The following is a 24,424-nucleotide window of genomic DNA, read 5'->3' as shown; positions in this document are numbered from 1 at the left end:
ATCACTGGACGCTGAGCTGGGCAAACGGGATAGCGTTACGGGATTGGCATCAAACGTAAATCGATCGTGAATGAGGACTTCCACCGTGAGTAAGTCAGCCCTTGCCATCACTGAAGAACACACAGACCTTGCCGACGCCGCGTTTGGCCAGCTCAACCGGGTGAACTCGCGGGCCGCCGCCCGCGCGACACTCGACGGCGGGCCCTCGCATCCGGCCGAGATATGGTCGGCGGCCGCCGACCTGGGCTGGGCGGGCCTGGCGATCGCCGAGGAACACGGTGGTTCGGGCTTCGGGCTGTCCGAACTGGCCGTGGTGCTGGAGGCCCAGGGCCACGAACTGTGCCCCGGCCCGTTCCTGCCGAGCGTCGCAGCGGCAGTGGTGATCGATCGCTGCGCACCGGATTCCCTTCGTGCCCAAGTACTTCCGGGACTGGCCGATGGCAAGACCATCGGCGCGCTGGCGGTGTCGGGCACCGTGAAGATCGGGTCCGATCAGGTGGCGACCGGTGAGAGTCCGGCCGTACTGGGTGCGCCTGACGCCGACCTGCTGGTCGTCGTCGCAGGTGAGGACGTTGTGGTGGTCGACGCAGGCGCCGAAGGAGTCACCGTCACGGCACTGGATTCCCTGGACCCCACCAGAAGCATCGGGTCCGTCGCGTTACGCGACGTCGCAGTCGCCGATGACCGGGTCCTGCGCGGTGCCGCACGCAAGGCGCGAACGGTGTTCCGGATTCTGGCGTCCGCAGAGGCGGTCGGTGTCAGCTGGGCGAGTCTGGAGATGGCCGTCGAGTACGCCAAGGTGCGCGAGCAGTTCGGGCGCACGATCGGCACCTTTCAAGCGGTCAAGCATCACGCGTCGAACATGCTCGTCAACGCCGAGGAGACCACCGCGGCGACCTGGGACGCGGCGCGCGCCGACGACCTCGACACCGCATGGTTCGCCGCCGCGGTCGCCGCATCACACGCCATTCGAACCCAGGTTTTCAACTCGCAGAACAATATTCAGCTGCACGGCGGGATCGGCTTCACCTGGGAGCATGATTCGCACCTGTACCTGCGCCGGGCCCGGACCCTCGCCGCATTGACGGCCGAAGCGGGTGATCCGCTGCTCGACGTCGTCGAGGGGCAGCGCAGCGGCCAGGCGCACGGCGCCTCGTTCACACTGCCCGACGAAGCCGAGAAGTACCGCGAGCAGGCGCGCGAGGCCGTCACCACACTGCGCGGGCTGCCGACCGAGAAGCAGCGCGACTTCCTGGTCGACTCCGGGTACCTGGTGCCGCACTGGCCCAAGCCGTGGGGCCGCGCCGCGGACGTCCTCGAGCAGTTGGTGATCGAGGAGGAGTTCGGTACGGCGGGCAGGAGCGGAGCGACCGGGGAATCGAAACCGGTCGATCGACCCGATATGGGCATCACCGGCTGGGTGACGCTGACGATCTCCCAGGCAGGCACCGAGGACCAGCGTGAGCGCTGGGTCGAACCGGTGCTGCGCGGGGAAGTGATGTGGTGCCAGCTTTTCTCCGAGCCGGGCGCGGGCAGCGACGCCGCCGCGGTGCGCACGTCGGCCAAGAAGGTCGACGGCGGATGGCGCGTCACCGGGCAGAAGGTGTGGACCAGCCTGGCCCACCTGTGCCAGTGGGGACTGGCCACCGTGCGCACCGATCCCGACGCCGCGAAGCACGCAGGCGTGACGATGATGGCGATCGACATGAAAGCCGAAGGCGTCACTGTCAATCCGCTCAAGGGCCTCACCGGTCACGCGCATTTCAACGAGGTGTTCTTCGACGATGTCTTCGTGCCAGATGAGGATGTGGTCGGCGACGTCAACAAGGGTTGGCTGGTGGCCCGGGCCACCCTCGGCAACGAGCGCGTGTCGATCGGCGGCGGATCGGGCGGCGCCAGCGGGTTCACTGCCGGCGATCTCATCAAGCTGCTCGACAACGCCCCCGCCGAGACCGCGGCGTACTACCTGCGCCGCGCAGGCGAAGTCATCGCCGAGTCGCACACGTTGAGGCTGCTCAATCTGCGCCGGGTCACCCGCGCGATCGCCGGATCCGAGCCCGGCCCCGAAGGCAACGTCACCAAGTTGCTGCTCGCCGAGGCGGGCCAGCGGATGACCGAACTGGGTCTGGAACTGGCAGGCTCGGCGGCCGTCGTCGGGCAGACACCGACGCTGACGCAGGCCTACCTCGGCAACCGGGCGATGACCATCGCCGGCGGCACATCGGAGATCACCAGGAACACGATCGCCGAACGGATCCTCGGCCTGCCGCGCGACCCGCTGCTGAAATAGCCGTGGCGGACCCTCAGACATACTGGAAGAGTGCCGGGCTCTTTCAACCCTTCGGACTTCCATCCAGACCTGCGCAAGATCGCGCGGCTCACGCCGAAACAATCGGTGACGCCGGTGACGTTGCCCATCATGCGGATGGTGACCCGCCGCATGTGGCGCCGTGCCCCCGAAGACGTCGAAGCGTTGACCCTGCCGTCGGGTGTCGGCGTGTGGTTGTACCGGCCGACCGCGGGCGCCGGCCCAGGACCCGCGCTGCTGTGGATCCACGGCGGCGGCTATGTCATCGGCCACCCGGGACAGGACGACCAGCTGTGCCGCCGCTATGCCCGCCGCCTCGGCGCCACGGTGGCGTCGGTCGACTACCGACTGGCGCCCGAACACTCCTACCCGGTGCCGCTCGAAGACTGCTACGCGGCGTTGAAATGGTTGACGGCACTGCCATCGGTGGACGCGGACCGCGTCGCGATCGGCGGCGCCAGCGCGGGCGGCGGGCTCGCGGCCGCACTGGCGCTGCTCGCGCGCGATCGCGGCGAGGTGGCATTGGCCGCCCAACTGCTGGTGTATCCGATGCTCGACGACCGCACCGTTGGTCGCGACGGCCAGGACAATCCCGGCCTGCGGCTGTGGAACCGGACGAACAACAGGTTCGGGTGGTCGGCCTACCTTGGCGACGCCGATCCCGAGGTCGCGGTGCCTGCCAGGCGGGCCGATCTGAGCGGGCTGCCGCCGGCATGGATGGGCGTCGGGACACTGGATCTGTTCCACGACGAGGACCTCGCATACGCGGAACGGCTGAAGGCGGCCGGCGTCCCATGCGACATCGAGATCGTCGAGGGCGCCTTTCACGGCTTCGACGGCATCGTCCCGAAAGCCAAAGTGTCACAGTCGTTCTTCGACAGTCAGTGCGCCATGCTGCGGAGCGTGCTGACACCTTCGGCCGCCTAGCCCCAATAGACCACGGCCCCAGCGACGATCGTGGCCGCGACCATGCCCGAGTCGAGTTCGCCGAGCACTTCGGCTGGGGGTGCCGCCAGGATGCAGAGGTCCCCGAGTTGGCCCGGTGCGATCCGGCGCGGCACAGTCGGCTGGTCCGCCGCGCCGAAGAACATCTCCAGCGCGGTGCGTGGCGGCACCCGTTCTTCGGTGCCGAGCACGGTTCCCGCGCCGGTGGTGCGAAACACGGCGGCGCGCATCGCCGCCCACGGATCGTCGTGGCCGAAAGGCATATCGGTGGAGAGCGCAACAGGAACATCGGCCGCCAACAACGAGGCCACCCGCCAAAGATCGCGATGCTCGTCGGCGGGCACGTCCTCGAGATACTGCTCGCCGCGTTCGGCGACGAAGTTGGGCTGCGTCACGACGGTCGCCCCGGCATCGACGATGTCCGCGACACTGTCGGCCGGAACCACCGCGGCGTGCTCGATGCGATCCTGCGGATGGTGACCCGCCGATCGCAGCGCGGCCAGGGTGACAACCAATTGCGCGGCGGTGACGCAGTGCACCGCGACGGGTGCGTCGTCGGCGTGCCGCTCGGCGATCCATTCGGTGAGGCCCCGAAGGTCCAGATCGGTGTCGTGCAGGATGCGCTTGCCGGGGGCCAGACAATGCACACGTTGATGCAGTTCGCCGTGGCGGTGGGCTTGCATAAGTTTGACGACATCGCCGACTTCCAGGTCCGGAGTCGCGTCGGTCACGCCGGTCACCCCGTACGTACTGAGGCGCCTGCTGACCTCGGCAAGTCCACTGTCGTTGCGCTGCAAACTATCCGACCACGTGTGGTCGGCGCTGGGTAGCCGGCCGTCTGGGTGATCAGGAAGGCCGACCCGTGCCAGCCCGGCTGAGTTCAGGGTCCACAGGACTCCGCTGCGGTGCTGGATCCTGACCGGCACCGGCGGCGACAGCTCATCCAGGGTATTGCGGTCCAGCGGCCCCGCGACCGCCTCGTGATATCCGACGGCACGCAGCCATCCGTCGCTTCCCACCTCGGCGGCCGCGAGCGCTCGTGCCAGACCGGTGCGGCTGTGCACTTCGGACGGACCCACCCGAATCGACGTCAACGCTGCGGCCGCGGAATGGAGGTGGACGTGGTGGTCGTGCAGACCCGGGATGACGGTTGCGCCTGCGGCGTCATAGACCTGCTCGCCTGGCACCGACACCAGCCCAGGTGCCACTGCGATGATCCGCTCCTCCGCGCGGATGTCGACGGTGCCCCCGTCGAGCAGGGTCGCGCGCTGAATCAGCATGAAGCAAGATGCTTCTCGGTGATCAGCCGGTCGACGAGCCCGTTGTCGGCGCCCAGCACCGATGCCGGTATCGACGGCTGCGGGACTGCGGTGCAGTGGATTTCGCAGCCAGCCGGAAGTTCGGCGTACATGGCGGCGACGGCCGACATCGACACCTCGATCAGCTCGCCGCCGCCCCGGCACAGCGACTGCGCGACCGCGACGGCGGCCTCCAGACCCGTCAGTGGATCGGCGATTGCATCACCGCAGAAGACCGGATCGTCGTCGGCGCCGCGGACCAGTCCACCGGAGACCGCGGCGTCGTCGCCGAACGCCACCCAGTTGGCGCACTGACCCTCGGTACCGTGGCCGGTGATCCGCAGCCAGACGTTGCCGTCACGCGGATCGACATCCGCCGGCCCCAGACCGCGCCGCGCGAGTGCGGCCGGGCGCGAGGACTCGATCACCACATCGGCCGCGGCGAGCAAAGCCCGCAGACCCGTCGGATCATCGAAATCGACTAGATACGAGAGCTTTCCGCCGTTCATCCAGTCGAAGAACTCTCGCGGTCCGGCACGCGCACCGTCGGGGCGGGACATGCTCTCGACCTTGACGACGGTCGCGCCCGCCCATGCCAGCAACTGTCCGCAGAGCGGACCCGCCCACATCGCGGACAGGTCAGCGACCAGAAGCCCTGACGGACCGCGCCCTGTCGTTGCCGCACCACGGGGGGAGACGCGCGGCGCTTCGGCCGGCGTCTCGCCGAGCGCGGCGACGGGAAGCCCGAGCAGCCGCCCCCGATCGGTGACGTCACCGGAGTCGTGTTCGGACACCCAGCGGTGCACCTCGGGCCAGGGATCATCGCCCGGTGCGTCGACCTGGATCAGCGCGGAAACGGCGTCGACATCATCGGGACGCGCCAGCGTCAGCGCACACCACCCGTCGCGACTTCGCATCAGATGCGTTGCTCCGCCCGCCGATATCCGACCACGCGGCGATTGATCCAGCATCCCGGCGCGGCCGGCGATGATCACGTCGGCGTCGACCTCGGCGCCGGTGAGGTCACCGAATTCTCCTGCGATACCCCGTGCCCGCGTCAGCACGGCATCAGGGACGACCAGAGACGTCACAAGCTCATTGTGCTCAGAACTGCAGGGCAGTAAAGCGCCAGTCCAGTACCTGCTGGTCCGGCTCCCCCGGAGTGCTCCCCCGAGTCGTCCCCTGCCCTACGGGCGTGGGCCCACCGCTCCTGCCCCCTGGGACGGCATAGACCAATGACCTCAGCTTGAGGACCCCGCCACGGCCTTCCGGCAACGGCACCGCGCCCTCGACATGCAACTCGCTGTAGAGCGTGTCACCCTCGTGCACAGGTCCGGTGTGGGCGCACGACTGCCAGCCCAGCACCGTCACCATATTGGGCAACAGCCGGGTGGCCTGTGCCAGCGCCAGGCCGATGGTGTGCCCCCCGTACACCAGCCGCTGGCCGCCGACTCGCCAATCATGATGTGTCGCAGCGATGTTCAGGGTCAACCGCGCGAGTTCGGGGGCGCCGCTCACGACGTCGGCCGTGCTGTGCAGCACCGCACCCGCCATCCCCGTATCGAAATGAGCGCCGGGGACCTTCGCTCGGTACGCCTCGGGGTTCCAGTCGGCCGTCGGGTCGGGAACGGGTACGTCCTCGGTGCCGATCGCGGAGAGGTCGTCGGCGTGACCGGTGTCGGGGGCCTGGTCGCTCAGCGGCAGCATGGCGCAGCGGTGGAAGTCGAGGATCAGCCGGCCGACATCGTCGACTGTGGTCATCCGCAGCGCCGCAAGCCCCGTGGGTGCGCGGCCAGGCTTGACCGAGTTCTGCTTCATCCCAACCACTTCGGTGCGGGTGAACAGTGTGTCGCCGATTACCGGGAAGCGGTGGAACATCAGACCGCGGTAGAACAGGTTGGCCTTGACCCGCTGGGTCGCCAGGGTCGACTGCCCGATCGCCACGTCGCACACCAACGAGGGGTGGGCCAGCGGGCCCGGGGCGCCGGCGACGGCGGCCGCGAGCTCACCGTCGAGGGCAAGGCGCAACCGATCGCCGATGATCGACTGATGAACGGCCGCCGCCCCGGCGGTCAGGGTCATCGACGGTGCGGCGTCGAAGACCAGTCCGACCTCGAGGTCGTCGAAGAATGGGCCGCTCACAGCAGCCATGTTGGCATTGGGCCGCACAAAGTGCAAATATGGCCGTACATATGTTGACTGAAGAAGAAACCATGCTGGTGGCGACGGTGCGGGCATTCGTCGACCGCGATGTGAAACCTGCGGTGCGCGAGGTCGAGCACGCCAACGAATACCCCGAGGCGTGGATCGAGCAGATGAAACGCATCGGCATCTACGGCCTGGCGATCCCCGAGTCCTACGGCGGCTCCCCCGTGTCGACCCCCTGTTATGTCGAGGTCACGCAGGAGCTGTCGCGGGGTTGGATGAGCCTGGCCGGCGCGATGGGCGGACACACCGTCGTGGCCAAGTTGCTGGCGCTGTTCGGTACCGAGGAGCAGAAGCAGAGATATCTGCCGCCGATGGCGACGGGTGAGCTGAGGGCGACGATGGCGCTCACCGAGCCGGGCGGGGGTTCGGATCTCCAGAACATCACCACCGTCGCCGCGGTCGACGGCTCCGACTTGGTGATCAACGGCGCAAAGACTTGGATCAGCAATGCGCGCCGGTCGGGTCTGATCGCCCTGCTGTGCAAGACCGATCCGGCCGCGACGCCGAAACACCGGGGCATCTCGGTGGTGCTCGTCGAGCACGGAGAGGGTCTGACGGTGTCGCGGGACCTTCCGAAGCTGGGTTACAAGGGTGTCGAATCCTGCGAGCTGACGTTCGACGGCTACCGCACACCCACGACGGCGATACTCGGTGGCGAGCCGGGCAAGGGCTTCGCGCACATGATGAAAGGTCTTGAGACCGGTCGTATCCAGGTGGCCTCGCGCGCGCTCGGAGTGGCGGCGGCGGCGCTGGAGGATGCACTGAAGTACGCCCAGGAGCGCGAGACCTTCGGCCAGCCGATCTGGAAGCACCAGTCCATCGGCAACTATCTTGCCGATATGGCGACCAAGCTGACGGCCGCGCGACAGCTGACTCTCTATGCCGCCCAACGGTATGACAGCGGTGAGCGTGCCGACATGGAAGCCGGGATGGCGAAGCTGTTCGCCTCCGAGATCGCGATGGAGATCGCATTGAACGCCGTCAGGATCCACGGCGGCTACGGATATTCCACCGAGTTCGACGTCGAGCGGTACTTCCGCGATGCGCCCTTGATGATCGTCGGCGAGGGCACCAACGAGATTCAGCGCAATGTGATCGCCGCTCAGCTGGTCGCCCGCGGCGGGATCTGATGCGGTCCGCGCCGGCGTATCAGACTCTGCGCGAACATCTTCGCGACGATATCGCCTCGGGTCGATACAGCGACGGCAGTCGGCTGCCCACGGAATCCGAACTGGTGGAGCGTCACGGGCTTTCGCGCCAGACGGTGCGGCGTGCATTCGCGGACCTGGTCGCCGAGGGTGTGGTGTACCGGGTGCCGGGGCGCGGGACCTACGCCAGCGAGGCGGGACAACGCTATCTACGCCAGCTGGGCTCGATCGAAGACCTGATGAGCCTGTCCGACGACACCACGATGGAAGTGCTGTCCGGGCTGCGCAGGCGGGTGGACCTCGATGCCGCCAGCCGGCTGCGGCTCGACGACGACATCGTCTACTCGGTGGTGTTCCGGCGCCTTCACGACGGTGTTCCGTTCGTGATGACGGCGGTGCACCTGGTGCCTGCAGTCGCGCATGCGGTGCTGTCGTCACCCGAACTCAAGGACGGTGCGGTGGGAGTCCAGACGGTGATCGGCATGCTCGAGCCGCATCTGGTCGAGCCCATCGCCGAGGCCGCACAGTCGATTACGGTCGCAACCGCGGACGGTACGGTAGCTGACGCGGTCTTGTGCGAGCCCGGTCATCCGATGCTGAGGGTGGACCGGCTGTACAGCGACACCGCTGGCCGCCCCGTCGAGTTGTCCGTCAGCCACTTTCTCCCGGAGCAGTACACGTACCGGGTGACGCTGCGCCGGTCGGGCTAGTTGTGATTTCGGCGTGCGCAGTCACGCTGAGCGTGACCAGCCACGCCGAAATCACACGACTTCGTCGACCAGACCCCACTGAAGAGCCGTCTGCGCATCGATGGTCTGACCGCTCAGCACCAGATACGCCGTACGCCAGCGCCCGATCCTGCGCGTGACGCTCACCGTGCCGCCCGCGCCGGGTATCAGTCCCAGGCTCAGCTCCGGCAGGCCGAAGACGACGTCCGTCCGCGACCGCACCCATCCGCAGAACGCGGCCATCTCCAGCCCACTGCCCAGCACCTGACCGTGCACCTCCGCGCGGCACCGCCGGCCCAGTCGCGCACTCAGCTCGTCGAGCACCAGGGCGGGGCTGTGCCGGGTGCGGGCCAGATGGGCGCTCGACGGGTCGGCGAACGTGCCGAACTCGGCGAGATCACCACCGCTGCAGAACGACGGACCGTTGCCTGAGAGCACGACGTCGGTCACCGACGGGTCGAGGCGGGCGACCTCGAGTGCTTCCAGCAGCGCCGCCCGGGCATCGGTCGAGAACGCGTTGTGCCGCTGCGGCCGGTTGAACCGCACGTAGAGCGTGTTGTCGATGCGCTCCGCCTGCACCGGATCCGGGATGTCGACCGGCCGTGCGGATCCCCGCTCGCCGAGCCAGCGTGCGAACTCCGGTCCCGACTGCAGCGTCGAGTAGGCGAGCGACTCGGTGATGACTCCGGTGAACGCGGACGCCTCGACATCGAGCGCGCGCAGCACGTCGCTGCAGACCGCGGCGGCCTGCGGCCATCTCAGGCACCGCTCGCTCAGTGCCTCGAGAGCCTCGGGCACCGAGGCCACCGTGACGGCGCGACGGTCGTCGCCTTTCGCTTCGGTGAGCGTGAAAGTCGCGTCGTCGCTTGGCGATCCGATCGCTACGACGACGCCGTCGGCGAGTTCGACGACTTCCCCGCTAATCACGAGTATTTCGCTATCAACTCCTGCTTGAACATCTTGCCGGTCTCCGTACGCGGCAGCTGCGGTTCGAACGACAGCGACCGCGGACACTTGTAGTGCGCCAACCGTTCACGCAGCCATCCGAGCAATTCCTCGCCGAATTCCTCGGTGGCGTCTGCGGGGTCGACGGTTTGAACGACGCCCTTGACGCTCTGGCCCATCTCGTCGTCGGGGATGCCGAACACCGCGGCGTCGAGCACCTTGGGATGGGTGACCAACATGTTCTCGGCTTCCTGCGGGTAGATGTTGACGCCGCCGGAGATGATCATGTGATGCTTGCGGTCGGTGAGGTACAGGTAGCCGTCGTCGTCCAGATAGCCCACGTCGCCGACCGTCACCCAGCCGTGTCTGTCGCGTGACTCGGCGGTCTTGTCGGGATCCTTGTGATAGACGAACTGCACGACACCCAGGTCGAAGTAGATCTGGCCGGCCTGGTTGGGCGGCTGGTCATTCCCGTCCTCGTCGAGGACGTGTGCCACACCGAGCAGCGGTTTACCAACGGAGCCAGGACGTTTCAGCCATTCCTCGGCCGAGATGAAGGTGATGCCGGCACCTTCTGACGAAGAGTAGTACTCGTCGACGACCGGGCCCCACCAATCGATCATCTGCTTCTTGATGTCGACCGGGCATGGCGCCGCCGCGTGTACGACTCGTTGCAGGCTGGACGTATCGAACGAATTGCGCACGTCTTCAGGAAGTTTCAGCATCCGGACGAACATGGCCGGGACGAACTGGCCGCTGGTCACCCGGTATCTCTGGATGGCGTCCAAGGCGGACTCGGGGTTGAACTTCGACATGATCACGGTCGTCACACCCATCGCCTGCGCGCTCATCGACCACAGGCACGGTGCGGTGTGGTACAGCGGCGCCGGGCTCAGATAGACGGAATCCTGGCTCATCTGGATGGCCATCAGGAGTGCCGACACCAGATTCGGTGTGTCGGCGGGCTTGGCATGGGTGAGTTCGCGGCGAATTCCCTTGGGACGGCCGGTGGTTCCCGACGAGTACTGAAGTAGATCGCCCTCGATCTCGTCGTCGATGGGTGTGCTGGGCCGGTTCACGACACACTCGGGGTAGCGCTGCCACCCGTCGAGGTCGTCGTCGGCTATCAGCAGCAGATCGGGCAGCACATCCAGCTCTGCGAGTCCTTGGCACACTGTGCGCGTCGCCTGTGAGCCGATCACCGCCTTCGCACCACTGTTGTCGATGATGTACGCCACCTCGGGCGGTGTGAGATGAGTGCTCACCACCGTGTAGTACAGACCGCTGCGCCGCGCGGCCCACATCACCGTCGGCAGATGCTCGTTGTTCTCCATGAGGACAGCGACGGTGTCGCCCTCGATCAGCCCGGCGTGCCGGAAATGGTGGGCCAGCCGGTTGGCCCGCTCTTCCAGCTCCTTGAACGTGACCACGGTTGCGGCCGGATGGATGATGACGGCCGGCTTGTCGGGCGTGGCCTCGGCATGCTCGCGAATCTGCATGCGCCGACTTTACGACGTGCGATCTTGACAGGTGTCAAGTGGTCGAAAGACACAGGTTGGGCGCGCTGCCAGACCTACGATCACATCGCCGGGGAATCGGGGGTCGAGGTGCGCGAATGACCAACGCCGCGCCGTCGGGCGTCGTCACGTTTCTGTTCACCGACATCGAGGGATCGACCCGCCGGTGGGAAGCCGACGCGGACGCGATGCGCTCGGCACTCGGCATTCATGACGCAGTGTTGAGGGATGCGATCCAAGACCACGGCGGTGTGGTGTTCAAACACACCGGCGACGGGGTGTGCGCAGTATTCGCCTCACCCGGCGATGCCGTCGACGCCGCCGTCGCCGCCCAACGCTCCCTCGAACTCCCCGTGCGGATGGGCCTTGCTACCGGCGAAGCCCAACTTCGCGACGGCGACTACTTCGGCGCCGTCCTCAACCGTGCCGCTCGGGTGATGGCAGCAGGGCACGGCGGCCAGATTCTGCTCGACGGGACAACCGCCGGTTTGGTTCCCGCCGCGGACATGACGACGCTGGGAAGCAAGCGATTACGTGACATCGCGAAGCCGGTCGAGATCTTTCAGGTCCAGGCCGCGGAGTTGCGAACTGATTTCCCGCCGCTGAAGACCGAGGATTCGGCGCCGGGGAATCTGCGGGTCCCCACTACCAACCTGATCGGTCGTGAGACAGAACTCAACGAGCTGCAATCGGCGTTGAAACAGCATCGTTTGGTGACGCTTACCGGCGTCGGAGGAGTCGGCAAAACACGCTTGGCTTTGGAGATAGCCGGGCGCTCAGCAAGTGCCTACCTGGACGGTGTGTTCGTCATAGAGCTTGCCGCGATAGCCGACGAGACCGCCATCCCCGAGGCGACGGCAGCGGTGCTCGGCGTCAAACAGCAGCCGGGCATGACGGTGACGGCCAGCATCGCGTCGGCGCTACGGGGACGTTCCCGGCTGCTGGTGTTCGACAACTGCGAACATGTGCTCGACAGCTCCGCCGGTCTGATCGGAGCGATTCTAGGGGCGTCATCCACCGTCACGATCCTTGCGACCAGCCGAGAGGGCCTCGGACTGGCGGACGAACAGCTCTGGCCGGTGCCCTCACTCGACGTCGGCAGCGGCGTCGAGTCGACTGCTGCAATGCTTTTCGTCGAACGCGTGCAGGCAGTCTCGCCCGCCTTCTCGGCGTCCAACCATCCGGAGGAAATCACCGAGATATGCCAACGCCTGGACGGAATACCTCTGGCTATCGAGTTGGCCGCGTCACGCATGCAGTCGATGACCGTCACAGAGGTTCGAGATCGGCTCGATAGACGGTTCCGCCTCCTCGTCGGATCACGACGGCAGCTAGAGCGTCACCAGACCCTGCGTCATGCGGTGCAATGGTCTTACGACCTGCTCGACGATAACGAAAAGGACTTGCTCGCAACGTGCTCCGTGTTCTCGGGCGGATTCGATCTGGCCGCCGCATGTGGCGTGTCGGGCTCGGACGACGAATTCACCACGCTGGACACGCTGGACGCGCTGGTTCGAAAGTCACTCGTCGTCGCCGACAGGTCAGCAGGACACACCCGGTACTCCATGCTCGAGACCATTCGTCAGTTCGCCGAAGAGCAACTCGTCACGACGGGTGACCCCGACGCCGTGCGTACCATCCATGCGCGCTACTTCGCAGGGCTCGAAAGCAGCATCACCACCCTGTGGGATGGGCCACGCCAACGCGAGGCGTACTCGTGGTTGACCGTCGAGATGGCCAACTTGCGCACCGCATTCCGCTTTGCCCTCGACTCCGACGACATCGACTCCGCTTCGGCCATCGCCATTTACGCTGCGCTGGCGGGATTCTGGAGCGACCACTACGAACCAATCCGATGGAACGAGGAACTGATCGAGCCCGCGCGAAGGATCGGCCACCGGCGTCTCGCCCAGCTGTATGGCATTGCGGCACTGTGCTTCACAGCCGGTCGAATCGAGGATGCACTGGGTTATGCCACCGCAGGGCAGGAGGCGATTCTCAGTGGCCGCTTCGACGAGACTCGCCGAGAGCACGAGGCATCCCTCGCCGCTCCCTACGCGGCGGCGGGTGAGCCCGAACGATGGCTCGATTGGTGCCGCACCGCGGTCACGCTGCATCCCGACATCCATATCCACACGCGCGCCCTCTTTGTCATCGCGCTACAAATGGCCGGTCAGAATGACGAGGCAATCGATGTGGCTGACGAACTGCCCGCCATGCTCGAGGCTACCGACAACCCGACCTACGCCGCGTGGGCGCTGTTCGCCTACGGCACCGCGTACCGCGACCGTGATTCCCGCATCGCCTATGACGCTCTGCGTCGGGGACTCGAAATCGCACAGGCCAGTGGAAGTAGACAGACGGAGTCGAACATCGCGGCGATGCTGACTTCCCTCACGGCCGCCCACGGCGAGCCCGCCGACGCCCTCGACTACTCGATTGTGTCGATTCGCAATCAGTACGATTCGGGCAACTTCTTCCTCGTCGGAAACTCGTTCGCCGCCCTTGCGTCACTGTTCGTCCGGATCGGGCGAGCCGAAGCCGCCGCGACGTTGATCGGTTGCGCAGACACGCCCTTCAACCGCTCGTCATTCCCGATGTTGGCTACGGATGAAGTTCGATTACGCGATGCGCTCGGTGATGATGCGTACGACTCCCTCGCTCGCGCGGGCGCGCAGATGACCTTGGCGAGCGCCGTGACGTACGCCTGCGAACAGATCGATCGTGTACGCGCGGAGATGGCCGCCGAACGCTAGAAGCACGCGAGCCACGCGCGCTCGCGAGGGAGGTGAGGAAGTGACTAGTCCGCTTCGGCGAGACGGTGCTTCAAGGCGTCGAACTCGTCCTTGATTCCCGTGGGCAGCTTCTCACCGACGAACTCGAACCACTCCTCGATCAACGGGATCTCTTCGCGCCACTCGGCGGTGTTCACGGCGAGCGCCTCGTTGACGTCGGCCGCGTCGACATCCAGACCCGACAGGTCCATATCTTCTGCGGTCGGCACGATCCCGATCGGCGTCGTCTTACCGCCGGCCTTCTGCTCGATGCGGTCGACGATCCACTTCATCACGCGGCTGTTCTCGCCGAAGCCCGGCCACAGGAAGCGGCCGTCGTCGCCACGACGGAACCAGTTGACGAAGAAGATCTTCGGCATCTTCGACTCGTCGGCGTTCTTGCCGATGTCGATCCAGTGCGCGAAGTAGTCGCCGACGTTGTAGCCCAGGAACGGCAGCATGGCCATCGGGTCACGCCGGACGGTGCCGACCTTGCCCTCTGCGGCCGCGGTTTGCTCGGAACCCAGTGTGGCGCCGATGAAGACGCCGTGCTGCCAGTCGCGAGCCTGCGTCACGAGCGGCACCGTCGTCTTGCGGCGACCACCGAACAGGATCGCCGAGATCGGCACACCCTGCGGGTCGTCCCACTCCGGGGCCAGCGTCGGGCACTGCGACATCGGGGTGCAGTAGCGCGAATTGGGATGCGCGGCCTTGCTTTCCGTCTCGCGCAGAACCCAGTCGTTGCCCTTCCAGTCGATGAGGTGATCGGGTTCGCCTTCCAGGCCCTCCCACCAGACATCGTTGTCGTCGGTCAGTGCGACGTTGGTGAAGACGGTGTTGCCCGCCTCGATGGTCTTCATCGCGTTCGGGTTCGACGACCAGTTGGTGCCCGGTGCGACGCCGAAGAAGCCGAACTCCGGGTTGACCGCGTAGAGGCGGCCGTCCTTGCCGAACCGCATCCAGGCGATGTCGTCACCGACGGTCTCGGCGCGCCAGCCCTCGATCGTCGGCTGCAGCATGGCGAGGTTGGTCTTACCGCAGGCCGACGGGAACGCCGCCGCGACGTAGTACGACTTGTTCTCCGGCGAGATCAGCTTGAGGATCAGCATGTGCTCGGCGAGCCAGCCCTCGTCGTGCGCCATCGCCGACGCGATACGCAGCGAGTAGCACTTCTTACCGAGCAGCGCGTTGCCGCCGTAGCCTGAGCCGAAGCTCCAGATCTCGCGGCTCTCGGGGAAGTGGCTGATGTACTTCGTGTCGTTGCACGGCCACGGGACGTCCTTCTGGCCGGCCTCCAGTGGGGCGCCGATGGAGTGCAGCGCCTTGACGAAGAAGCCGTCTTCGCCGATCTTCTCCAGCGCCGCCTTGCCCATCCGGGTCATCGTCCGCATCGACACGACGACGTATTCGGAGTCGGTGAGCTCGACGCCGAGCTTGGGGTCCTCGGCACCGAGGGGGCCCATGCAGAACGGCACGACGTACATCGTGCGACCGCGCATACAGCCGCGGTACAGGTCTGTCATGATGCCGCGCATCTCAGCGGGGGCCATCCAGTTGTTGGTGGGACCGGCGTCGATCTCGTTCTCAGAGCAGATGAAGGTGCGCGATTCCACGCGGGCCACGTCGGAGGGATCCGAGAGCGCCAGATAGGAGTTCGGCTTCTTGTGATCGTCGAGCCGCTTGAAAGTGCCCGCCTCGACGAGCTGCTCGGACAGCCGGGCGGCCTCCTCCTCGGAGCCGTCGGCAAACACCACCCGGTCCGGCTGCGTGAGTTCGGCGACCTCCTGGACCCAGGCGAGCAGCCCTTTGTGCTTGGTCGGTGCGGTGTCCAGACCTGGAATGGTCGCTGCGGTCATCAAAATCTCCTGTATATGTTTTCTGCCAGGACTCAGGCACCTAGAGCGTCAACCCGCCTGAAGAGGCTGCGCATCCGGTCGTCCCCGTATCTAAGAGGTTAACGCGGGTGACATACCCGCGGTAAATCGGATCTATGTCCGATCACTCACAGGAACGATTCAGAAAGCCCATCTCGGCGGTGTATCGATTCAGCTGACGGCCTTTCCGGGACGACGGAGCCGGACAGCTCCTCCCGGACAGCATCCAACTCGCTCTGAAGGGGCGGCAGGCGTCGGTCCATCGCCTTCGCCGCCCGTGCCGCGGCGACCGCGTGCTCGCGCAGTTCGGCGTCGATCTCGGCGACCCTGTCGGCCGCGGTGGCACTGTCGACCTCGTCGCGGTGAGCGAGCTCCGAACACAGTGCCGTCTCGGCGACCAGGATCCGGGTAGCAACCCTTTCCTCCACCGCGGAGCGCAAGACGTTGACGGCGTCGGTGACCCAGCGGTCGAGCAACCCCCGGTCGTGAAGCAGCCCGCGAATGCCCACCACCCACACGGTCAGCGCCAGCCCGACCGCGCCGCCCACCGCCAGACCTGCCACGGTCATACCGGGCGCCAGCCCGGCGAACAGCCGGGTCACCACGAGCGCCATCCCGAGCCCGAACCCTGCGCCGAGGATCAGCATCAGCCGCGTTTCCTGCCGACGTGACTTCAGCGGCGGCGGACAGAGCTGTGGCGTCGGCGGTGGCGCGATCGCCGCGGGTGCGGGCACGTGCAGTTCGGCCGCCACGTGTGCCAGCTGATCGGTCACGCCCTCGTCCACCTCTTCGGCAACCGCACGCACGCAGTTCCGCACCTGCGACTCGAAGGATCTGATGCGGCGACGCGACAGCTGCGCCGCGTCCTCGGCCAGCTCACCCCTCGCCGACGTACAGCGGTTGCGTGCCAAGTACCCGAGCTGCACCCGGGCCTGCTTGAGCTGACTGCGCAACGTGATGTTGCGCTCGTTCTTCGACAGGCGTGTGCGACGCAGAATGTCGTCACGGGTCTCGTGCAGTACGCGCACCCGGGCGCGGCGTTCTGAACCGTCGCCGTCGGCCCTGCACTGCTCGATCATGCTCTGCAGTCGACTTTCACGCGCGCGCAGTCGATTCCGTTGTGCCACATCGGGATCCGACAGCCGTTGCCGCAACAACGCGACGAGTTCATCGGTGCGGGGTTCGCCCAGATCCGGAGCGGCCGCGGCGCCGGCCCAATGAACCTCGGCGTATCGCGGCGCACGCTGCGCCAACAGCGCCCGGTCCGCGGCAAGCGCGTCGCGCCAGTTGCGGTGCGCATCGATCTTCGCCACCACGCCGATCACCAGATCGGTGTCCCTGGCCGCCGAATCCATTAGCGCACAATCGGATTCCGTCACCGGCGCAATTGCCGACACCGTGAAGACCACCGCGGCCAGGGCATGCGAGGAATCCATTTCCCCTGACTCCACAAACGTGTACTCGGGAAACCGGGTACGCAGCGCACCGATCAGGCTGGTGGTACCCGACATGCACGGGCCCACCACCAGTACGACGACGGAGCTCCCGCAGGTCACCTGCACCGCCCGAGCAGACGCAGCGACCCTCGGCGAATATCCACCGAGCAGCTGTAGTGCAAGGCACCGAGCGGCCCGGTGCCGTAACGCCGCCAGTGCACCGCGCGCCTGCGGTGCGCCGCGGGATCGTCTCCCCTGTCGACGTGCATGCCGTCGGCTTCCACCACCTCGACGGCCGCCCCCATCACAGCCAGCACCGTGCCGTCGGCCACGAGGAACCCGGCGAGTTCCTGGTCTCCGGATCTTATTGCGAGCGCATGCAATTCGCCGATCGCTGCGCGCACACGCTGGTACCGCACGGGCGCGGCGACTGCTTCCACCTGCGCCACCGCGTACTCCACGCCGCTCATTCGGCGCAGCAGCGCCCGCACCGCAGCCGCGTCGGCACCGTCTTCGATGGCCATCACCGCACGGGTGATGCCGAACCGGTCCAGCGCATCCAGCAGGCGTCGACGCATCTGCGCCGACAGCGGATGTTCGCATCGCACGAACGCGTCGGTGGATGCCAGATCCGCGGGCGTATCGACCAGCGTCCGCAGTGCGGCCATCAGTTCGTCGTCCAACTCGGCCGCAGCGAGCAGCCCCACCATCGCCACCGTGGGCGTGTTCGTCGACGCACCGATCGCCGCGGCATGACGCTGCGCCACCGCCAGCGGCCCGTCGACCCCGTACGCCGTCAGATCCGCCTTGTTCAGGACGATCGCGGTCGGACGGTCCGATCGACTGACCGCGAGCCGATCCTCGGGCTTGAGGACTTCGGCGATCACATGCACGGCGACGTCCGCGTCGGCGGCGTCGGTGCTCACCGCGACACCGGAACAGGTCAGGGCGGCAGCCACGGTTGTCCGCCCGACCCCACGTCGACCCTCGACGGCAACGCGCACCGGCGCACCGGCTCGCCGGATGATCGGCGTCAACCGCGGATTGCGGCTCCGCTCGGCGAATTGGGTCAGGACGTCGACGAAGATCAGGCGGCCTCCATGTTCCCCCGCGGAGCTCCGCATGCGGTGGCCCCGTTTCCCACCCACGATGGTGGCACCCCCAGCGGCATGGCGCGTGCGGCAGTTGTGACCTCTGGGGATAAAAGACAGCGTGCCGACACCAGGTAGCAGCAAAAGGCAACTGTTGGGTATCAATCTGCACCACGATGCGGGTACTCCACCCTTGATGAGCGACCATGGACGGATGCTTTCGGGAAGCGCGGATGTCGGGGCACCACCCGCGTCGCATCTGCATCCCCGCATCACCAGCTTCCGAACCCGCCGCACCACGCTGAGCGGGGGCCAGCAGGCCACGTGGGAGCGGCTCTGGCCCGAGCTGGGGAAGTACGCCCGCGAAGGCGACGGACCCGCACCGCTGCTGGACACCGAGACATGGTTCGGGCGTTCGGCGCCCATCGTGCTGGAGATCGGCTGCGGAGCGGGCACCTCGACGCTGGCGATGGCGCAGGCCGAACCCGACATCGATGTGGTGGCAGTCGAGGTCTACAAACGCGGGCTCGCTCAGCTGCTGTCCGGTATCGATCGCGAGAACGTGCCCAATATCCGCTTGATCCGCGGCGACGGCGTCGACGTCCTCGAGTACATGTTCGGCCCCGCATCGCTGACCGGTGTTCGGGTGTTCTTCCCCGATCCCTGGCCGAAGGCCCGCCATCAGAAGCGTCGGCTGCTGCAGCCGGCGACCATGGCGCTGATCGCCGACCGCCTGCGGCCAGGCGGTGTGTTGCACGCCGCGACCGACCACGCGGGTTACGCCGAACACATCGCCGAGGTGGGTGACGCCGAACCGCGACTGCGCCGGGTGTCCGCAGACGACGCCCTGCCCATGTCGGCCGACCGGCCGGTGACGAAGTACGAGCGCAAGGCGCTCGCAGGCCCCGTCGTGACCGAACTGCTCTGGGAGAAGGCCGAATGAGCCTCACCGAAGACATTCAGCGGATAGAACCCCAGATAGAAGAGGCCGCGCCGGCCACCTCCAGGGTGCTGCTGGTCTGGGACGCACCCAACCTGGACATGGGCCTCGGCTCGATCCTCGGCGGCCGCCCGACGGCGGCGCACCGGCCGCGTTTCGATGCGCTGGGCCGCTGGCTGCTGTCCCGCACGGCCGAACTCTCGGCGGCGCGTCCAGACGTCTCGCTGGAGCCCCCCCTAATTCCGGAGGCCACCGTCTTCACCAACATCGCCCCAGGTAGCGCCGATGTGGTTCGCCCTTGGGTGGAGGCATTGCGTAACGTCGGTTTTGCGGTCTTTGCGAAACCGAAGATCGATGAAGACAGCGACGTCGACATCGACATGCTCAATCACATCGCGCTCCGCAGGAGCGACGGACTGGCCGGCGTGCTGGTGGCTTCAGCCGACGGGCAGGCATTCAAGCAGCCCTTGGAGGAAATCGCCCGCGACGGCATACCTGTCCAGGTGCTCGGATTTCGCGAACATGCGAGCTGGGCGCTAGCGTCGGATACCTTGGTGTTCGTCGACCTGGAGGACATTCCTGGTGTTTTCCGGGAGCCACTGCCGCGAATCGGACTCGATTCGTTGCCCGAGCAGGGGGCTTGGCTGCAGCCGTTCCGGCCGTTGTCATCGCTTTTGACGTCGCGCGTCAACAATTGAACTTGCGCGGGTCACCACTGACTTAGTTAGGAGCTCAGTTGTTCGCCTGGTGGGGTCGAATGGTGTACCGGTACCGGTACGCCGTCATCGGCGTCATGGTTGCACTGTGCCTCGGTGGCGGCGTTTTCGGTATCAGTCTCGGCGAGCACGTCACCCAGAGCGGGTTCTACGACGAGGGCAGCCAATCGGTCGCCGCGTCCATCGCGGCCGACAAGGCATACGGACGCGACCGCACGAGCCACGTCGTGGCGATCCTGACGCCGCCCGACGGCAAGAAGGTCGACGATCCCGAGTGGATGAAGAAGACCACCGACGAGCTCAACGATCTCGTCGCCGACCATCAGGACCAGATGGTCGGCTGGGTGGGCTGGCTTCGCGCCCCAACCAGCGACGACCCGACGGTCCAGCAGATGAAGACCTCGGACCTGTCGAAGACGTTCATCAGCGTCCCGCTCAAGGGCGACGACGACGACACGATCCTGAAGAACTACCAGGCCATCGAACCCGATCTGCAGAAGGTCAACGACGGCCACATTCAGCTCGCCGGTCTGAATCCCCTCGCCGGTGAGCTCACCGGCACGATCGGCGAGGATCAGAAGCGCGCCGAAGTCGCCGCTATCCCGCTCGTGTGCGTGGTGCTGTTCTTCGTCTTCGGCGGCGTGATCGCGGCGGCCCTGCCCGGCGTCATCGGCGGCCTGACCATCGCGGGAGCGCTCGGCATCATGCGCATCCTCGCCGAATTCATGCCGGTGCACTTTTTCGCCCAGCCGGTGGTGACCCTGATGGGGCTCGGCATCGCGGTGGACTACGGCCTGTTCATGGTCAGTCGATTCCGCGAGGAGATCGCCGAGGGGTACGACACCGAGGCCGCGGTGCGCCGCGCCGTGATGACGTCGGGCCGCACCATCATGTTCTCCGCGGTCATCCTCGTCGCGTCATCGATGCCGTTGCTGCTGTTCCCGCAGGGCTTCCTGAAGTCGATCACCTACGCGATCATCGCGTCGGTCATGCTCGCGGCGATCCTGTCTGTCTCGGTGTTGCCCGCCGCACTGGCCATCCTCGGTCCCAGGGTCGACGCGCTCGGGGTGCGCTGGTTGGTGAAGTTCACCGAACCGACGCCGATCACCTCCGACCCTGCGAACCCGCGCACCAACACGTTCGCGCTGGCCTCGATCCCCGCGGGCCTGCTGCTTCCGCCGGTGGGTATCGCGCTGGGTCACCTTGCGCGCAAACGCATCAAGCAGACCGGTGAGCAGGGCGCGCAATACGCGCTGATCGGTCTGACGATCGGCTACATCACGATGCTCGGCGGTCTCGCCTACGCCGTGATCTCGGCCAAGGAAACCCTCGGCACCGCGCTGTACGCGGTGCTGCTGGGCATCGTGATCTTCGTCGCCGTCGTGGTGATCGGTATCGCGCTGGCGCGCTATGTGCCGTTCGCTCGCACCCCGATCGTCTGGTGGTTGAACTGGCTGGCGGAGAAGACGCAGAAGACCAAGACGCGCGCCGAAGTGGAGAAGGGTTTCTGGGGCAAGCTCGTCAACGTCGTGATGAAGCGCCCTGTCGCCTTCGCGGCGCCCATCGCGGTCGCGATGATCGTGCTCATCATTCCGCTCGGTCAGTTGGCCCTCGGCGGCATCAGCGAGAAGTATCTGCCGCCCGACAATGCGGTCCGGCTGGCGCAGGAGGACTTCGACAAGTCCTTCCCCGGGTTCCGCACCGAACCGCTCACGCTGGTCATCCAGAACACCGACGGCCAGCCGGTCACCGATCAGCAGGTCGCAGAGATTCGCAGCAAGGCCCTGACCATTCCTGGCTTCATCGAACCCGACGGCGACGCGTCGAAGATGTGGCAACCGCGCGGCGGTGAATCGAGCGACCCATCGGTTCGCGTGATCCAGAACGGTCTGGTCAACCGCAACGACGCGGCGAAGAAGGTCGACGAACTGCGGTCGATATCGCCGCCCCGCGGCATCACGATATCCGTCGGTGGCACACCGGCTTTGGAGCAGGACAGTATCCACAGTCTGTTCGACAAGCTGCCGTTGATGGTCACCATATTGATCGTCACAACGACGGTCCTGATGTTCCTGGCGTTCGGTTCGGTGGTACTGCCGATCAAGGCCGCGGTGATGAGCGCGCTCACCTTGGGCTCGACGATGGGCGTGCTGACATGGATGTTCGTCGACGGCCACGGGTCCGGGGTGATGAACTACACACCGCAGCCACTGATGGCTCCGATGATCGGCCTGATCATCGCCGTGATCTGGGGGCTGTCCACCGACTACGAGGTGTTCCTGGTCTCCCGAATGGTCGAGGCCCGCGAACGCGGTATGTCCACCGCGGAGGCGATCCGCATCGGCACGGCCACCACGGGCCGGTTGATCACCGGTGCCGCGTTGGTCCTCGCTGTCGTCGCGGGCGCCTTCGTGTTCTCCGATCTGGTGATGATGAAGTATCTGGCGTTCGGCCTACTCATCGCACTGCTGCTGGACGCCACCATCGTCCGAATGTTCCTGGTGCCGGCGATCATGAAGTTGCTCGGCGACGACTGCTGGTGGGCGCCTAGGTGGATGAAACGCATCCAGGAGCGCCTGGGTCTCGGCGAGACGGAATTGCCCGACGAGCGCAGGCGGCCCGCCGTTCGCGCGCCGGAGGAAGCTCTGGTCGGCGCGGGTGCACCCGTCCCGCCGCCGTCTGCACGGCCCCGGGCGCCGCACGACCCGACGCATCCGGCCGCCGAGGGTGCATCGCGCCCGTCGATCGCACGGGCCGCGGCGCCACCGCGAACCAACGCGCCCTCGGCTACGGGTACGACGCGTATGCCGAGCGGGCGCGCACCCTCCGATGAACCGGAGACGACGAAGCTCTCGACCGCCAAACGGGCGGTGCGTAACGCCGTGACCAACGCCGCGGCCGCCACTCGCGCGGCTGCCGCGCCGCCGGCACCGCGTCCGCAGGCGCCGCGGGAGGAACGCGAAATCGAGTCGTGGCTCGGCGAATTGCGCGGCACCAACGCGCCCGCGGGCCCGCCGACACCGCCACCGACGAACAGGCCGCCGACCGAGGGCAGGGGACGGCCGTCGACGGACCCCACCCGCGCGATGCCGGAAGCGACCGGCGGACGGCGAAGGGCGCCAGAACCCGGCCCGACCAACGAACCGCCGACTACGGCGATTCCGGCGCAAGCCCCGGAGTCCGATGACGCCGCTCCGACGACGGCGATCCCGGCGCAACGGCCGCAAGATCCGGAGACCGCCACCGACAAGCTCAACACCCGCGAGGAAGGCGAGAAGCCGAAGCGGCGTGGCGGCGGTATGAGCGCTCAGGATCTGCTGCGCCGCGAGGGCAGGCTCTAGTCCTTCTCGGCGTCCCCGACATCGTCGGCTTTGGCCGTGATGACCGCCTCATCCCCGGTGGCCTGTGCGGCCTCCTCGGCCGCGGGATCCCTGGCCAGCAGCACCCTCGTCGCGCTGTTGACGAACGCCACCGCGGGCACGGCCAGCAGTGCGCCGACGATGCCCGCCGAAACCCCACCCGCCGCGATCGCGAGCACGACGGCCAGCGGATGGATCGAGACGGCGCGGCCCATCACCAGCGGCTGCAGCACATGGCCCTCGAGTTGCTGAACGGCGATGATCAGGCCGAGGGTGATCAGCGCGAAGATCCAACCCTTGGCGATCAGCGCGACGATGACGGCGACGAATCCGGCGATCACCGCGCCGACCAGCGGGATGAACGCACCGAGGAAGACCAATGACGCCAACGGCAGCGCAAGCGGTATGCCCATGATGGCCAGACCGGCGCCGATGCCGACCGCGTCGACGAGCGCGACGAGGAACGTGGCACGCACGTATCCGATCAGCGAGCGAAAGCCTGCCCGGCCGGCGTCGCGCACGCGCGGCTGCACGTGCGCGGGGAAGATCTTGGTGATGAACGCGAAGATGTTGCGGCCACCGTGCAGCAGGAATATCAGCGTGAAGAACATCAGCAGCGCGCCGGTGACGATTTCGGTGAGGGTGCCCGCCGTCGACAGCGCTCCGCTGGTCAGTTTCTCCTGATTGTTGCGCAGCGCTTCGAGGGCGCTCTCGCGAACCTGTTGTATCTGTTCATTGCTGACATGAAGTGGGCCGTTGGCCAACCAGTTGCCCACGCCCTCGATGCTGTGGCCGACCTGTTCGGCGAGCGCGGGCACGCCGTCGACGAATTGGCTGACGACGAAGGTGAGGATGCCGCCCACCACCGCGAAGCCGGACAGCAGCATGAGGGCGACCGCGGCTCCTCGCGGTACGCCCCGTCGATCGATGAAGTCCACGGCGGGCATCAGGAGGGCGGCCACCATCGTCGCCAGGAGAACGGGAACGAAGATGACCTCGAGTCGTTTGAACAACCACAGCACCGCGAAGATCGCAGCGAAGATGACCAGTAGCCGCCACGACCACGCTGCGGCCTTGCGCACCAGCGGGCTCACCGCCTGGTCGACATCGGACACACCCGCTGACATTCCGTCAGCG

The 24,424-nt window shown here is 66.6% G+C and carries 17 protein-coding genes; 8 read left to right on the top strand and 9 right to left on the bottom strand.

The window, feature by feature from the left end:
- Positions 1-85: 85 nt before the first annotated feature.
- Positions 86-2,290, top strand: coding sequence for an acyl-CoA dehydrogenase (locus AB4Z42_RS26980; protein ID WP_442012313.1), 2,205 nt, complete (start codon positions 86-88; stop codon positions 2,288-2,290).
- A 30-nt stretch (positions 2,291-2,320) separates the two neighbouring features.
- Positions 2,321-3,235: an alpha/beta hydrolase gene (locus AB4Z42_RS26975; RefSeq protein ID WP_442012312.1), complete on the top strand. Its 915-nt coding sequence runs from the start codon at positions 2,321-2,323 to the stop codon at positions 3,233-3,235.
- Here the strand turns inward: AB4Z42_RS26975 and AB4Z42_RS26970 are convergent.
- The 3 genes from AB4Z42_RS26970 to AB4Z42_RS26960 are packed head-to-tail and all read right to left on the bottom strand — an operon-like array spanning position 3,232 to position 6,702.
- Positions 3,232-4,533: an amidohydrolase family protein gene (locus AB4Z42_RS26970; RefSeq protein ID WP_442012311.1), complete on the bottom strand. Its 1,302-nt coding sequence runs from the start codon at positions 4,531-4,533 to the stop codon at positions 3,232-3,234. The genes AB4Z42_RS26975 and AB4Z42_RS26970 overlap by 4 nt on opposite strands.
- Positions 4,527-5,642 (bottom strand): CoA transferase, encoded by a 1,116-nt coding sequence (locus tag AB4Z42_RS26965; protein ID WP_442012310.1) that lies wholly within the window; start codon positions 5,640-5,642, stop codon positions 4,527-4,529. The genes AB4Z42_RS26970 and AB4Z42_RS26965 overlap by 7 nt, the downstream gene beginning before the upstream one ends.
- A 13-nt stretch (positions 5,643-5,655) precedes the next feature.
- Positions 5,656-6,702, bottom strand: a complete 1,047-nt coding sequence (locus AB4Z42_RS26960; RefSeq protein ID WP_442012309.1) for a MaoC family dehydratase — start codon at positions 6,700-6,702, stop codon at positions 5,656-5,658.
- A gap of 41 nt (positions 6,703-6,743) precedes the next feature.
- Between AB4Z42_RS26960 and AB4Z42_RS26955 the strand changes: the two genes are divergently transcribed.
- Both AB4Z42_RS26955 and AB4Z42_RS26950 read left to right on the top strand, forming a co-directional pair.
- Positions 6,744-7,889: an acyl-CoA dehydrogenase family protein gene (locus AB4Z42_RS26955; protein ID WP_442012308.1), complete on the top strand. Its 1,146-nt coding sequence runs from the start codon at positions 6,744-6,746 to the stop codon at positions 7,887-7,889.
- Positions 7,889-8,617, top strand: a complete 729-nt coding sequence (locus AB4Z42_RS26950; RefSeq protein ID WP_442012307.1) for a GntR family transcriptional regulator — start codon at positions 7,889-7,891, stop codon at positions 8,615-8,617. Before AB4Z42_RS26955 ends, AB4Z42_RS26950 begins: the two co-directional genes overlap by 1 nt.
- Before the next feature lie 51 nt (positions 8,618-8,668).
- On the opposite strand, the gene AB4Z42_RS26945 is transcribed toward AB4Z42_RS26950, so the two are convergent.
- Both AB4Z42_RS26945 and fadD4 read right to left on the bottom strand, forming a co-directional pair.
- Entirely contained in the window at positions 8,669-9,559 is an 891-nt protein-coding gene (locus AB4Z42_RS26945) for an enoyl-CoA hydratase/isomerase family protein (protein ID WP_442012373.1), read from the bottom strand.
- Entirely contained in the window at positions 9,559-11,079 is a 1,521-nt protein-coding gene (fadD4, locus tag AB4Z42_RS26940) for a fatty-acid--CoA ligase FadD4 (protein WP_442012306.1), read from the bottom strand. Before fadD4 ends, AB4Z42_RS26945 begins: the two co-directional genes overlap by 1 nt.
- Before the next feature lie 116 nt (positions 11,080-11,195).
- Here fadD4 and AB4Z42_RS26935 point away from each other — a divergent pair, with 116 nt between their 5' ends.
- A complete protein-coding gene (locus AB4Z42_RS26935) occupies positions 11,196-13,853 on the top strand; it encodes an ATP-binding protein (RefSeq protein WP_442012305.1) in 2,658 nt (885 codons plus the stop codon).
- Between the two features lie 44 nt (positions 13,854-13,897).
- Here the strand turns inward: AB4Z42_RS26935 and AB4Z42_RS26930 are convergent, their stop codons facing one another.
- The 3 genes from AB4Z42_RS26930 to AB4Z42_RS26920 form a co-directional block, all read right to left on the bottom strand.
- On the bottom strand, positions 13,898-15,727 hold the full coding sequence (locus AB4Z42_RS26930) for a phosphoenolpyruvate carboxykinase (GTP) (RefSeq protein ID WP_442012304.1): 1,830 nt from the start codon (positions 15,725-15,727) through the stop codon (positions 13,898-13,900).
- A gap of 146 nt (positions 15,728-15,873) precedes the next feature.
- The gene (locus tag AB4Z42_RS26925) at positions 15,874-17,301 is read right to left on the bottom strand and encodes a hypothetical protein (RefSeq protein WP_442012303.1); all 1,428 of its coding nucleotides are present in this window, start codon (positions 17,299-17,301) and stop codon (positions 15,874-15,876) included.
- Positions 17,298-18,305, bottom strand: a complete 1,008-nt coding sequence (locus AB4Z42_RS26920; protein ID WP_442012302.1) for a hypothetical protein — start codon at positions 18,303-18,305, stop codon at positions 17,298-17,300. Before AB4Z42_RS26920 ends, AB4Z42_RS26925 begins: the two co-directional genes overlap by 4 nt.
- A gap of 163 nt (positions 18,306-18,468) precedes the next feature.
- On the opposite strand from AB4Z42_RS26920, the gene trmB reads away from it, so the two are divergent.
- Genes trmB through AB4Z42_RS26905 form a run of 3 tightly spaced genes read left to right on the top strand, consistent with a single transcriptional unit; the run spans position 18,469 to position 23,269 of the window.
- Entirely contained in the window at positions 18,469-19,215 is a 747-nt protein-coding gene (gene trmB / locus AB4Z42_RS26915) for a tRNA (guanosine(46)-N7)-methyltransferase TrmB (RefSeq protein WP_442012301.1), read from the top strand.
- Positions 19,212-19,910, top strand: a complete 699-nt coding sequence (locus tag AB4Z42_RS26910; protein WP_442012300.1) for an NYN domain-containing protein — start codon at positions 19,212-19,214, stop codon at positions 19,908-19,910. The genes trmB and AB4Z42_RS26910 overlap by 4 nt, the downstream gene beginning before the upstream one ends.
- A gap of 38 nt (positions 19,911-19,948) precedes the next feature.
- On the top strand, positions 19,949-23,269 hold the full coding sequence (locus tag AB4Z42_RS26905; protein ID WP_442012299.1) for an MMPL family transporter: 3,321 nt from the start codon (positions 19,949-19,951) through the stop codon (positions 23,267-23,269).
- On the opposite strand, the gene AB4Z42_RS26900 is transcribed toward AB4Z42_RS26905, so the two are convergent.
- Positions 23,266-24,414: an AI-2E family transporter gene (locus tag AB4Z42_RS26900; RefSeq protein WP_442012298.1), complete on the bottom strand. Its 1,149-nt coding sequence runs from the start codon at positions 24,412-24,414 to the stop codon at positions 23,266-23,268. The two genes, AB4Z42_RS26905 and AB4Z42_RS26900, sit on opposite strands and share 4 nt — an antisense overlap.
- Between the last annotated feature and the right edge of the window lie 10 nt (positions 24,415-24,424).

The organism is Mycobacterium sp. 2YAF39 (assembly GCF_052114565.1).
GTDB lineage: Bacteria > Actinomycetota > Actinomycetes > Mycobacteriales > Mycobacteriaceae > Mycobacterium.
Note: the sequence above shows the minus strand (reverse complement) of the source record. Positions and strands in the feature narration are given on the sequence as shown.

Excerpts from the sequence above, each read along its gene's own strand:
- AB4Z42_RS26970 (WP_442012311.1), bottom strand. The coding sequence starts at position 4,533 with ATGCTGATTCAGCGCGCGACCCTGCTCGACGGGGGCACCGTCGACATC.
- AB4Z42_RS26960 (WP_442012309.1), bottom strand. The coding sequence starts at position 6,702 with ATGGCTGCTGTGAGCGGCCCATTCTTCGACGACCTCGAGGTCGGACTG.
- AB4Z42_RS26955 (WP_442012308.1), top strand. The coding sequence starts at position 6,744 with ATGTTGACTGAAGAAGAAACCATGCTGGTGGCGACGGTGCGGGCATTC.
- AB4Z42_RS26950 (WP_442012307.1), top strand. The coding sequence starts at position 7,889 with ATGCGGTCCGCGCCGGCGTATCAGACTCTGCGCGAACATCTTCGCGAC.
- fadD4 (WP_442012306.1), bottom strand. The coding sequence starts at position 11,079 with ATGCAGATTCGCGAGCATGCCGAGGCCACGCCCGACAAGCCGGCCGTC.
- AB4Z42_RS26935 (WP_442012305.1), top strand. The coding sequence starts at position 11,196 with ATGACCAACGCCGCGCCGTCGGGCGTCGTCACGTTTCTGTTCACCGAC.
- AB4Z42_RS26930 (WP_442012304.1), bottom strand. The coding sequence starts at position 15,727 with ATGACCGCAGCGACCATTCCAGGTCTGGACACCGCACCGACCAAGCAC.
- AB4Z42_RS26920 (WP_442012302.1), bottom strand. The coding sequence starts at position 18,305 with ATGCGGAGCTCCGCGGGGGAACATGGAGGCCGCCTGATCTTCGTCGAC.
- trmB (WP_442012301.1), top strand. The coding sequence starts at position 18,469 with ATGAGCGACCATGGACGGATGCTTTCGGGAAGCGCGGATGTCGGGGCA.
- AB4Z42_RS26910 (WP_442012300.1), top strand. The coding sequence starts at position 19,212 with ATGAGCCTCACCGAAGACATTCAGCGGATAGAACCCCAGATAGAAGAG.
- AB4Z42_RS26900 (WP_442012298.1), bottom strand. The coding sequence starts at position 24,414 with ATGTCAGCGGGTGTGTCCGATGTCGACCAGGCGGTGAGCCCGCTGGTG.